Below are 11,190 nucleotides of genomic sequence, written 5' to 3' on the forward strand. Positions count from 1 at the left end.
CCCCGCGGCCACGTCGAGCGCCCGGCCCACCAGCCGCGCCGACCAGGAGTCCCGTGGCAGCGCGCGCACGCCCGCGTCGATCACGTCGCGGTGGTCGTGCGCGGTCATCGCGACGGCGACGGCCGCGGCGACCGCCTGGGCGCAGAAGACGCCGTCGCGGGCGTGGCTGACCGAGGCGTCGACGGCCGCGATCCTGGCGGCCTCGTCGGGGTCGCCCATGCAGAGGATGCCGACGGGAGCGATCCGCATCGCGGCGCCGTCGCTCCACATCTCGTAGCTGTCGCTGCCGCTCTGCGGCGGTCGCAGCCCCGAACGCAGGTTGGCGAGGGCGACCATCTCGCTGAAGCCGGCGCCGTGGAAGCCGCCCCGCTGCGCCGCGACCGCGTCCAGCCAGACGTCGGCCACGTCGTCGGCGGTGATGCTCCTGCCGTGGGCGAGCAGGCCCCGGGCGCAGAGGACCGCGTACTCGGTGTCGTCGGTGCCGGCCGCGTCCTCGGTGAGGAAGTCGGTGACCCTGCCGTAGCGTGCGTGGATCTCGGCAGGTGTCATGCCTTCGGTGGGTGCGCCGAGGGCATCGCCGACCGCGAGGCCGAGCAGCGCGCCTCGACACCGGTCCAGAGTGGTCACTCGCTCTCCAGAGTCGCATCGTTTTGCATGATGCCGCACACGCTAGCAGCGCACGCTCCCCCACGAACAGCGAGCTGCCTGGGATGACTTCTGGAAACAGGATCGTTACGCTGACCCCTTGACCGGAGCCGGGGCCGCACCCCATGCTACGACCCAAATCGATTTGCATTTGTGGGAGCGAGATGAAGGAAGCAGGCCGGCGCCCGGACATCGCCGCCGTCGCCGCGGCCGCCGGAGTCAGCGTGACGACCGTGTCGCACGTGCTGAGCGGCCGCAGACCGGTCAGCGCCCGTACCCGGGCCAAGGTGGAGGCGGTCATCGAAGAGCTCGGCTACCGGCCGAACCCGTCGGCCCGCAGCCTGCGGACGGACCGCAGCGAGTCGATCGCGCTGATCGTCCCCGATCTGACCAACCCGTTCTACCCGCTGGTCGCGGCCGGGCTGCAGGACGTGCTGATGTCGAGCGGCTACCTGCTGTCCGTCACCGACGCGGCGCTGCCCAGCCGGGCCCTGCCCGAGGTCGTACGGCACGTGCTGGCCCGCAGGGTCGACGGCATCGTGCTGGCCACCTACGGCGCCACCGATCAGGACATCGACAAGATCGCAAAATCCGGCACCAAGCTCGTACGGCTGGGCGGCCGTTTCCGCGCCGAGTTCGGCGACATCGTCAGGGCCGACGACACCAGCGGCGTGCACGACATCGTCAGCCACCTGATCGACCGGGGATACCAGCGCATCGCGTTCCTCAACGGCGAGCCGCACGCGCACCCGAGCCAGATCAGGCTCGAAGGCTACGAGCGGGCGCTGCGCGAGGCCGGCCGGCCGATCCTGCCCGAGCTGATCCACTCGGGCACGTTCACCCGGGCGGGCGGCGTGGAGGGGGCCAAAGTCCTGCTCTCCCGCTCGCCCCGCCCCGACGCCCTGGTCTGCGCCAACGACCTCATCGCCGTCGGAGCGCTCGACGTGACCAGGCAGCTCGGTCTGTCCGTCCCCGGCGACGTGGCCGTCACCGGCTACGACGACATCGAGGCCGCCTCCCTCATCACCCCCGCCCTGACCACAGTGCTCAACCCGGCCCGCGAGATCGGCAGGACCTGCGCACGTCTTCTGCTCGACCGGCTGGCCGGCGAGTACGACGACACGGCCCGCGAGATCGTCCTCGCCCACCGGCTCATCGTCCGCGACTCGTCATAGCCGTCCGTAAGGAGAACCACCTTGTCCGTCAACCTCGCCCGCCGTGACTTCCTCAAGCTGAGCGGCACCACCGTGGCCGCCGGTCTGGCGCTCGCCGCGTGCGGCACCTCGTCCTCCGGCTCCGGCGGCAACAGCGTCACCTACTGGGCCGCCTTCGCCACCCCCGACAGCGAGAAGTACTTCCGCCAGAACCTCGTCGACGCCTTCAACAAGAGCGCCAAGGACGTCCGCGTCAAGATGGACGTCAAGCAGCTCATGACGCTGGGCAACCTGACCAACACCGCGGTGGCGGCGGGCAAGGGCCCCGACGTCGTCTACGCCGACGGCCCCTCGGCCGCACTGTCCTTCGCCAAGAGCGCCAAGACCGTGACGCTCGACGAGTACGCCACGAAGTACGGCTGGCAGGACAAGCTGCTGCCCTGGGCGTACGAAGTCAGCAAGATCGACGGCAAGCTCCACTCCGTGCCCGTCGGCTACGGCTCGCTGGTGCTCTACTACAACCCCGACACCTTCGCCCAGCACGGCTGGAAGGTGCCGACCACGCTGGCCGAGTTCGAGACCGTGTGCGCCGCCGCCAAGAGCGCGGGCCTGATCCCCGTAGGGGCGGGCAACAGCGGCTACAAGGCGCAGAGCGAGTGGTACCTGACCTGCGTGCTCAACGCCGCCGCCGGCCCGAAGGCGATCCACGAGGCGCTCACCGGCGCCCGCAAGTGGGACGACAAGGTCTTCGTCGACGCCATCACCCTGTTCAAGGCGCAGATCGACAAGGGCTGGTGGGGCGGCGGGGCCGACCGCTGGTTCACCAACACCGACACCGACATGTTCACCGGCCTCGCCGCCGGCAAGGTCGCGATGTACATGACGGGAACGTGGAGCTTCGACTCGGCCGGCACGTTCTTCACCGGCGGCAAGAAGTGGGACTGGGCGCCGCTGCCCTCGCTCGGTGACGGCGTGCCCGCCGGGGTCTATCCGCTGGCGATCGGCACCACGCTGTCGATCAACGCGCGTTCGGAGAACCCGGCGGGGGCGGCCGAGTTCATCGACTACCTCATCGCCGATCCCAAGCGCATGCTCGATTTCCTCGCCACGACCGGCACCAACCCCCCGCCGCTCAAGGTCTCCGCCGATGCCTACCCGGCCGGCATGGACGAGCGGGTCGCGCGGCTGTACAAGGCCATCCCCGAAACCACGAACCTGGGCTACGCGAGCTGGAGCTTCGTCCCGCCGAAGACGGACACCTATCTCTACACGGAGTTCGACAAGGTCATCACGGGTGCGATGTCGCCCGCCGACTTCTGCGCCGGACTGCAGAAGACCTTCGCCGCAGAGCTCGCGGCGGGCGCGGTGGCCAAGCCGTTCGCCCCCGAGTCGTGAGCGCGCCCCGTGCCCGCGCCCGGCTGACGGCCTGGCTGTTCATCGCTCCTCTGCTGCTCGTGAACCTGCTCGTCGTCGCCGGGCCCGGCCTGATGTCGGTGTACTACTCCTTCACCGACTGGGACGGCCTCGACGAGGCGCACTTCGTCGGGCTCGCCAACTACGCGACGCTGTTCGGCAGCCCCGACTTCCGCGGGGCCCTGCTGCACAACCTGCTCTGGACGGCCTTCTTCCTGGTCGTGCCGATGTCGATGGGGCTGCTCGGCGCCTTCCTGCTGTCCCGGATCCAGCGCGGCCAGCTGCTGTTCCGGCTGCTCTACTTCATCCCGTACGTGATCGCGACCGTCGTCTCGGCCGCCATCTGGCGGCAGATCCTCAGCCCGACCAGCGGCCTGGCACCCGCCCTCGGCAGCCTGGGCCTCCCCTGGCTCAACGACCTGAACTTCCTGGGTGACGGGCGGATCGCGCTCGGCGCGGTCGCCTTCATCAACAACTGGCAGTGGTGGGGCTTCCTGGTCGTGATCTTCCTGGCGGCCATGCAGTCGATCGAGCCGTCGCTCTACGAGGCGGCGAGGATGGACGGCGCCGGCAGCTGGCGCGAGTTCTGGCACATCACCCTGCCGTCGATCCGCCCGACCTTCATGTTCCTGTCGCTGATGACCGTCATCTGGTCGTTCCTCGTCTTCGACTACATCTACATCCTGACCCAGGGAGGTCCCGCCGGTTCGACCGACGTGCTCAGCACCGTGATGTACCGCGCCGCGTTCAGCGAGCAGCAGGCCGGCTACGCCTCGGCGATCGGCGTCATCCTGGCCCTGATCAGCGCGGTCACCGTCGGCGGCTACCTCTACCTGCGCCGCCGCCTGAGGTGGGAGATATGACCCGGCGCCCGTTCGCCTACCTGATCCTGACCGTCCTGGCCGTCTACGCCCTCGGCCCGATGCTGGTCTTCGTCCTGGCCTCGCTGAAGACTCCGAGCGAGATCAGCGCCAACCCCCTGGGCCTTCCCGGCGAGTTCCGCTGGGAGAACTTCGCGACGGCCTGGACCGACGCGAACATGGGCGCGGGCCTGGTCAACAGCGCCATCATCGCCGTGTCGACCGCGGCGGGGGTCTGCGTCATCTCCGGCTGCGCCGCCTACGCGCTCGGCCGGCTGGACCTGCCCAAACCCGGACTGTTCATCCTCTATCTGCTGGTCGCCAGCTCGCTGCCCATCCAGCTGTTCCTGGTGCCGCTGCTGTCCCTGTGGACGAAGATCGGGCTGTACGACAGCAGGTTCGGGCTGATCGTCATCTACTGGGCCATCTACAGTCCGTTCGCCACGTTGCTGATCCGTTCGTTCCTGCTCGCCGTTCCCAGGGAGTACGAAGCGGCGGCGCGTCTCGACGGCGCGGGAGAGGTGCGGCTGTTCACCCGGATCGTCTTCCCGCTGATCTGGCCGGGCGTCCTCACCGCGGGCCTGATCGCGGGGCTGCAGGCGTACAACGAGTTCCTGCTGGCCGTGACGTTCATCCAGGACAGCGAGAAACTGCCGGTCTCCCTGTCGCTCTACTCCTTCCAGCAGGGCTTCTCCCCCGACTGGGCGCTCGTCAGCGCGGCCGGTCTGATCATGGCCCTGCCGCCTCTGGTGCTGTTCCTGTCTCTGCAACGCCGCTTCGTCGAGGGTTACACCTCCTCGGGGATGTCCGGCTGAGCGTGCCGTAGCGCCTCCAGCAGCCGTGCGAGGGCGGACTGGGTGGCCGGCAGGTCCGCGGGGTCGTCCGAGCCGGCCAGCCACAGCGCCGCCTCGTTCATCGCGCCGGACAGCAGGTGGGTCAGCGGCGCGACCGGCTGGGGCGCGATCGTGCCCTCCTCGATCAGGTCGGTGAGCGCTTCGGCCAGGTGGCGGGCCGAGGCGGCCTCGTCCATCGCGCGCCATTCCGTCCAGCCGAGCACGGCGGGGCCGTCGACGAGCATGATCCGCTGAACGCCCGGGGCCGTGCTGGCCGTCAGGAACGCCTGGCAGCCGACGGTCAGGCGGGTCCAGAGGTCGTCGTGGACGTCGGCGGTCCGCGCCACCGTCTCGGCCACCTCCTGCTGCACCTGCTCCAGGACGGCCCTGAACAACTCGGCCTTGCTCTCGAAGAGGTGGTAGAGCGCGCCCTTGGTCACCCCGGCCTCGGCGACGATCTCCGACAGGCTCACCGCGCCGTAACCCCGGTCCGCGAACAGGCGCCTGCCCTCCCGCAGCAGGGCCTGCCTGGTCTGCTCCCGTCGCTGCGCCCGGACGCCGTGCGTCTTCATGCTTCCTCCTTGACATACCGATGGTACGTCAAATACACATTCACGTACCGATGGTATGCGAAAGAGGTTCGTATGAAACTGACCAGCTTCTATCCCGTGATCTGCACCGCCCGGCTTCAGGAGTCCCGCGACTTCTACACCGGGCTCCTGGGGTTCGAGACGACGTTCGAGGCCGACTGGTACGTCAGCCTGCGGCGGCCCGGGACGCCGTCCTATGAGCTCGCGCTGCTCGACCACACCCACCCGACGCTGCCCGAGGCGTATCGCGCCCCGGTCCGCGGGCTGCTGCTCAACTTCGAGGTGGCGGACGTGGACGCCGAATGGGAACGGCTCGTCGTCGGCGCGGGGCTGACCGCCGAGCTGGCGCTGCGCAGCGAGGACTTCGGGCAGCGGCACTTCATCGTGGCCGATCCCAACGGGGTCCTCATCGACGTCATCACCCCGATCGCGCCCTCGGCGGAGTACGCCGGGCAGTACGCCGGCTCATGACGCCCGGGCGGCGAAGCGGGTGGTCAGGTGGCGGTGCAGGTGAGTGCCGGGGTGGCGGCGGTCCCGGCGGCGGTGAAGCCGAAGGTGGTGGTGGCGTCGGCGGCGAGCCTGCCGTTCCAGGACTCGTTGCGGACGCTGACGAACGGCGCGGCGCCCGAGCGGACCCCGCCCCACAGCTGGGTGACGCTCTGCGATCCGGGCCAGTTCCAGGTGACCGTCCAGCCGTTGATCGCCGAGGTGCCGGCCGATCCGGTCGGCGGCCCCGAGATACTGGTAGACCATCTTGGCCCCCCGGTGGACGAGGACGGCCGCGGCGACGAGCACGGCCGCGACTTAACCTGGCCATCCGAGCTCTGTACGGATCGCGTCCAGGGCTTCCTTCAGGCCGGATACCCGAAACGTTTCACGGGGCCGGTGGCGTGAAATTTTCATTCTCCGTCCGGGGGCGGGCCGCGCTGCGCGACCAGGGAAGACGGCGGGCGGCAGGACGGGATCGGCGGGGCGGCGCATTGACGGGTCCACGCCCGGCGGGGTTCGCTCCACGTGGAAGGGGCCGGCCGTTCAGGGACCGCGGTCTCTGTTAGAGCTCGCAGAAACGGAGGCATCCATGGTGAGGATGATGCGCCTGCTGAGCGGCCTGGTCGCCGTGCTGGCGCTGCTCGCGGCCACGGTCTACGCCACGGTGTACTCAACGGCGGCCGGCGCGGAGTCGAACGGCGGCGTACGGGTGATGCCGCTCGGCGACTCGATCACCGACGGGTTCAACGTGCCAGGGGGTTACCGCGTCGACCTGTGGCAGAAGCTGGTGGCGGCCGGATACCGGGTCGACTTCGTCGGATCCCAGTTCAACGGGCCGTCGAACCTGGGCGACCACGACCACGAAGGCCACTCCGGATGGCGGATCGACCAGATCGACGCCAACATCGTGACCTGGCTGCGCACCTACCAGCCGCGTACGATCCTGCTGCACATCGGCACCAACGACATGTACCAGAACCCGACCGGCGCGTCCTCCAGGCTGGCCACGCTCATCGACCGCATCACCGGCACCGCGCCCGACGCCGAGGTGTTCGTGGCCACGATCATCCCCCTCAACGGCGCCGACCCGACCGTCAGGGGCTTCAACTCGGCGATCCCCGGCATCGTGCAGTCCAGGGCCGCGGCCGGCAAACACGTCCACCTGGTGGACATGTACAGCGCCCTGACCACCGCGGACCTGGCCGACGGCGTCCACCCCAACGCCGGCGGCTACAGCAAGATGGCGACCGTCTGGTACAACGCCCTGCGCTCGGTCCCCGGCAGCCTGGAGGGAACCCCGACCCCCACGCCGACCCCGACGCCCACGCCTCCCGGGCAGGGCGGCGCCTGCACCGCGACCTACCGGACGGTCAACACCTGGAGCGGCGGCTTCCAGGCGGAGGTGACCGTACGCAACAACGGCTCGGCGCCGCTGAACGGGTGGACAGTGGGCATGACCCTGGCCGCCGGGCAGGCCGTCACCAACCTGTGGGGCGGCGTCAACACCGGCACCAGCGGCGCGATCAGCGTCCGCAACGCCTCCTACAACGGCACCCTCGCGGGCGGCGGCACCACGACGTTCGGCTACGTCGCCGGCGGCAACGGCGCGAACACGCCCACCGGCATCGGCTGCTCCAGCCCCTGAGCGGTCCCCGGCGCCGACCACTACCTCTGGCTGCGCGACCTGCACCGGGCGAGCACCAGCGGCACGCAACCCCCGCCCGACCGGCTGCGCGACGGCATCACCCTGTCCGGCGTGGACTTCTCGTACGGCGGGCCGCCCGTGCTGCGCGGCATCGACCTGCGGCTCCCGGCCGGGGCCACGGTGGCGCTGGCCGGCGACCACGGCAGCGGGAAGACGACGCTGGTCAAGCAGCTGCACGGGCGTTCATGCGGTCGACGCCGCTGCTCGCCGTGCTCGACGGCGGCCGCATCACCGAGTGCGGCACGCACGCCGAGCTCATCGAACTCTCAGGCCGGTACGCCCGCCTGTACGACCTTCAGGCGTCCGCCTACCAGTGATCGCTCACGGGTGGCGGGAGAGGTAGCCGCCCATCGTCCGGAACACCTCGCCGGCCGGCAGGTCGGTGCCGTCCTCGGTGCGCACCCGTTCGATCACCAGGCCGTGGCTGCCGCCCCGGCGGGCCTCGGCGCCCGCGACGATGACGATGCCGTCGCCCTCGCGGATGAACACCCGGCCCGGGGTGCCGCCGTAGACGCCCTGGGAGACCGAGGCCTTCAGGACGCGGACGCGCTCGCCCCTGTAGTGGGTGAAAGCGTTGGGGTAGGGGTCGGACTGGGCGCGTACCAGCCGTTCGATGTCCTCGGCGGGCCAGTTCCAGTCGATGTTGCTGTCCTCGATCGAACGCTTGTGGAAGAAGCTGGCCTTGGTGCGGTCCTGGGGCTTCCACTCGGTACGGCCGGAGGCGATGAGGTCCAGGGCCTCCGCGACGATGGGGCCGATGAGGTCGACCGTGCGGTGGAACAGGTCGGTGGCGGTGTCGGCCGGGCCGACCTGGACCGCGCGCTGTACGACGATGTCCCCGGCGTCCAGTTCGGCGTTCATCATGTGGGCGGTGACGCCGACCTCCTTCTCGCCGTTGATGAGCGCCCAGATGAGCGGGGAGAAGCCGGCGTAGGCCGGAAGCAGCGAGTCGTGCACGTTGAGGATGCCGTGCCGGGGCAGGGTGAAGATCTCCGGCGGTATCCAGGTGCGCCAGTTGTTGGCGACGATGAGGTCAGGCTCGACTTCCTTGAGGGTGAGCAGGAGCTCGTCGTCGGGCCGGTTGCGGAGCACGACCGGTACGCCGTGCGCCTCGGCCAGCTCGGCCACCGAATCGCTCCAGATCTTCTCGTAGGCGTGGTCGCTCTGAGGGTGAGTGACCGCCAGCACCACGTCATGCCCGGAGTCCAGCAGGGCTTGGAGGGTGCGATGCCCCCAGGTCTGGTAGCCGAACATCACGACCCGCATCAGCGCTCTCCTTGTGAGGTGAGGGGAATAAAGGTTAGGCTCGCCTAATTAGGCGAGCCTAACCTAACTTGGTTTTTGATTCCACCCATGGCTCCCCGTCTCGGACCGCTCTCTCGAAAGGCCTTTCATGCCCACTGCCGAGCAGCCCGTCCACGACCTCGTCGGCATCGGTTTCGGACCGTCCAACCTCGCCCTGGCCATCGCGCTGCGCGAGCGGCAGGCGCGTACCGGCGAGCGGATCGACGCGGTGTTCCTGGAGAAGCAACTCTCGTTCGGATGGCACCGCGGCATGCTCCTCGAAGGCACCACGATGCAGGTCTCCTTCCTCAAGGACCTGGTCACCATGCGCAATCCCACCAGCGAGTTCGGCTTTCTGTCCTACCTGAAGGCGCGCGGCCGGATGCTGGACTTCATCAACCACAAGACGATGTTCCCCTCCCGCATGGAGTTCCACGACTACCTGGAGTGGGCCGCGGCGCCGTTCGCCGACCAGGTCGAGTACGGCTCGGAGGTCGTCGCGGTCACCCCCGTCACCGTCGACGGCGCGGTGGAGTATCTCGACGTGGTGGTCCGCCAGGCCGACGGGGAGCTCAGCACCCGCCGCACCCGCAACCTGGTCGTCGCCGTCGGCCTGGTCCCGGTGCTGCCCGACGGGATGGTCGGCGACGACCGCGTCTGGCACAGCGAGGATCTCCTGGACAGGCTCCCCGCGCTGACGGACCCGCGCCGGTTGGTGGTGGTCGGCGCCGGCCAGAGCGCCGCCGAGGTGACCGACCACCTGCACGGCCGTTTCCCCGGCGCCGAGGTGTGCGCGGTCTTCTCCAAGTACGGCTACACCCCCGCCGACGACAGCTCCTTCGCCAACCGCATCTTCGACTCCGGCGCGGTCGACCACTACTTCGACGCGCCCGAGGCGGTCAAGGACAGGCTGCGCGCCTACCACGCCTCCACCAACTACTCGGTGGTCGACCTCGACCTCATCGACGAGCTGTACCGCAGGCACTACCAGGAGAAGGTGCGGGGCAGCCAGCGGCTGCGCATCCTCAACGCCTCCAGGCTCGTCGAGGTCGCCCGGGACGCCGAGGGCGTGCGCGCCACCGTCGAGTTCCTGCCCACCGGGGAGCGGACCGTCCTGGACGCCGACGCGCTCGTCTACGCCACTGGCTACCGGCCCGGCGACCCGCTGACCCTGCTGGGCGCGGTCGGCGAGCACTGCGAGCGGCTGCCCTCGGGCGCCCTGCGCATCGAGCGCGACTACCGGATCGCCACCTCCACGCACCTGCGCTGCGGCATCTACGTGCAGGGAGCCACCGAACACACCCACGGCCTGACCTCGACGCTGCTGTCGAACACCGCCGTGCGGGCCGGGGAGATCGTCGACGCGGTGGCCGGGCGGCTGCGCACCTCCTTCGCGTTCTCGCGCTGACAGCCGCTGCGGTGATGGCCCGGCCGTCACCGCAGCGCCCAGGCCACATCCCTGAGCAGGGCATGCCGCCAGCCCGCCCGATCGTGGCCCGAGGCCGACCGGGAGACCCGCACGGTCGCACCGGCCTGTTCGGCCAGGGTCTCGACCAGCTCGCAGTGCGGCAGCATCCGCGCCTCGTGCTCCCCCACGTCGAACGCGACCCGCAGTCCGGACAGGTCGGGGCGCTCCCGCAGGCGCGCGGCGACGGCGCCGCCGACCGGTCCCCCCATGGGGTCGGCCAGTTCGGCGGCGCCGGGCGTCCACCAGAACGACCCCGACTGGCAGGCGACGGCCGACACCAGCTCCGGAAACTCCAGGGCCGCGTACATCGCGCTCAGCCCGCCGAGGCTCTGCCCGGCGACCACCAGCCGGTCCAGGTCGGCGGGCACGCCGCTCTCGGCGACCAGCGGCAGCAGCTCGTCCCGGACCGCCTCCCACAGCTCGGCCACGCATCCGAACTCGGCCTCCCTGTCCTGGGCGGGCAGGAAGACGAGCGTGGCGGCGGGCATCTCGCCGTGGGCGACGGCCGAGTCGAACGCCGTCATGGCCGGGTGCAGGTACAGCCAGTCGTCCCCGTCGAGCAGCAGGACCACCGGCCCGCCGCCGCCCGCCGGGTGGACCCGCACGGTGCGCCGCCCGCCGAGCCGTTCGCTGGTCCAGCGGATCCGGGTGCGCGGGAGGGGCAGGACGTCTTCGGCGCCGACGGCGGGCCAGTGCGGCTGGGCGGGGGCGTCCGGGGTCGCGGCGATGGACCGGTCACCTCCCGCGCC

General features: G+C 70.2%; 14 protein-coding genes. 8 read left to right on the top strand and 6 right to left on the bottom strand.

Annotation, left to right across the window (positions count from 1 at the left end):
- Positions 1 to 627: ADP-ribosylglycohydrolase family protein (locus ACWEPL_RS63635; RefSeq protein WP_452442632.1), on the bottom strand; the 627-nt coding region annotated here is incomplete at its 3' end.
- A gap of 182 nt (positions 628 to 809) precedes the next feature.
- On the opposite strand from ACWEPL_RS63635, the gene ACWEPL_RS63640 reads away from it, so the two are divergent.
- Genes ACWEPL_RS63640 through ACWEPL_RS63655 form a run of 4 tightly spaced genes read left to right on the top strand, consistent with a single transcriptional unit; the run spans position 810 to position 4,887 of the window.
- Positions 810 to 1,820, top strand: a complete 1,011-nt coding sequence (locus ACWEPL_RS63640) for a LacI family DNA-binding transcriptional regulator (RefSeq protein WP_363975133.1) — start codon at positions 810 to 812, stop codon at positions 1,818 to 1,820.
- A 21-nt stretch (positions 1,821 to 1,841) separates the two neighbouring features.
- A complete protein-coding gene (locus tag ACWEPL_RS63645; protein ID WP_452442633.1) occupies positions 1,842 to 3,194 on the top strand; it encodes an ABC transporter substrate-binding protein in 1,353 nt (450 codons plus the stop codon).
- Complete coding sequence (locus ACWEPL_RS63650; RefSeq protein ID WP_452442635.1) at positions 3,191 to 4,075, top strand: carbohydrate ABC transporter permease; 885 nt, start codon at positions 3,191 to 3,193, stop codon at positions 4,073 to 4,075. The genes ACWEPL_RS63645 and ACWEPL_RS63650 overlap by 4 nt, the downstream gene beginning before the upstream one ends.
- Positions 4,072 to 4,887, top strand: a complete 816-nt coding sequence (locus tag ACWEPL_RS63655) for a carbohydrate ABC transporter permease (RefSeq protein WP_350735656.1) — start codon at positions 4,072 to 4,074, stop codon at positions 4,885 to 4,887. Before ACWEPL_RS63650 ends, ACWEPL_RS63655 begins: the two co-directional genes overlap by 4 nt.
- Here ACWEPL_RS63655 and ACWEPL_RS63660 read toward each other — a convergent pair.
- The gene (locus ACWEPL_RS63660; RefSeq protein WP_452442638.1) at positions 4,860 to 5,477 is read right to left on the bottom strand and encodes a TetR/AcrR family transcriptional regulator; all 618 of its coding nucleotides are present in this window, start codon (positions 5,475 to 5,477) and stop codon (positions 4,860 to 4,862) included. The genes ACWEPL_RS63655 and ACWEPL_RS63660 overlap by 28 nt on opposite strands.
- A 72-nt stretch (positions 5,478 to 5,549) precedes the next feature.
- Between ACWEPL_RS63660 and ACWEPL_RS63665 the strand changes: the two genes are divergently transcribed.
- Positions 5,550 to 5,966, top strand: a complete 417-nt coding sequence (locus ACWEPL_RS63665; RefSeq protein ID WP_449966320.1) for a VOC family protein — start codon at positions 5,550 to 5,552, stop codon at positions 5,964 to 5,966.
- Between the two features lie 23 nt (positions 5,967 to 5,989).
- On the opposite strand, the gene ACWEPL_RS63670 is transcribed toward ACWEPL_RS63665, so the two are convergent.
- Positions 5,990 to 6,235: a cellulose binding domain-containing protein gene (locus tag ACWEPL_RS63670; RefSeq protein WP_452442649.1), complete on the bottom strand. Its 246-nt coding sequence runs from the start codon at positions 6,233 to 6,235 to the stop codon at positions 5,990 to 5,992.
- A 338-nt stretch (positions 6,236 to 6,573) separates the two neighbouring features.
- Here ACWEPL_RS63670 and ACWEPL_RS63675 point away from each other — a divergent pair, with 338 nt between their 5' ends.
- Positions 6,574 to 7,629 carry a cellulose binding domain-containing protein gene (locus ACWEPL_RS63675; RefSeq protein WP_452442640.1) on the top strand — a complete coding sequence of 352 codons (1,056 nt, stop codon included), beginning with the start codon at positions 6,574 to 6,576 and terminating at the stop codon, positions 7,627 to 7,629.
- A gap of 20 nt (positions 7,630 to 7,649) precedes the next feature.
- Here the strand turns inward: ACWEPL_RS63675 and ACWEPL_RS63680 are convergent, their stop codons facing one another.
- Positions 7,650 to 7,856 carry a hypothetical protein gene (locus ACWEPL_RS63680; RefSeq protein ID WP_363975112.1) on the bottom strand — a complete coding sequence of 69 codons (207 nt, stop codon included), beginning with the start codon at positions 7,854 to 7,856 and terminating at the stop codon, positions 7,650 to 7,652.
- A gap of 18 nt (positions 7,857 to 7,874) precedes the next feature.
- On the opposite strand from ACWEPL_RS63680, the gene ACWEPL_RS63685 reads away from it, so the two are divergent.
- Entirely contained in the window at positions 7,875 to 8,006 is a 132-nt protein-coding gene (locus tag ACWEPL_RS63685; protein WP_363975109.1) for a hypothetical protein, read from the top strand.
- Between the two features lie 4 nt (positions 8,007 to 8,010).
- Here the strand turns inward: ACWEPL_RS63685 and ACWEPL_RS63690 are convergent, their stop codons facing one another.
- Positions 8,011 to 8,955: a methionyl-tRNA formyltransferase gene (locus tag ACWEPL_RS63690; RefSeq protein WP_452442642.1), complete on the bottom strand. Its 945-nt coding sequence runs from the start codon at positions 8,953 to 8,955 to the stop codon at positions 8,011 to 8,013.
- Positions 8,956 to 9,082: 127 nt separating this feature from the next.
- Here ACWEPL_RS63690 and ACWEPL_RS63695 point away from each other — a divergent pair, with 127 nt between their 5' ends.
- Positions 9,083 to 10,381, top strand: a complete 1,299-nt coding sequence (locus tag ACWEPL_RS63695) for a lysine N(6)-hydroxylase/L-ornithine N(5)-oxygenase family protein (RefSeq protein WP_452442645.1) — start codon at positions 9,083 to 9,085, stop codon at positions 10,379 to 10,381.
- Positions 10,382 to 10,407: 26 nt separating this feature from the next.
- On the opposite strand, the gene ACWEPL_RS63700 is transcribed toward ACWEPL_RS63695, so the two are convergent.
- The coding region (locus tag ACWEPL_RS63700) for an alpha/beta hydrolase-fold protein (RefSeq protein WP_452442647.1) at positions 10,408 to 11,190 on the bottom strand (783 nt) is incomplete at its 5' end.

It is taken from the genome of Nonomuraea sp. NPDC004186, assembly GCF_053603495.1.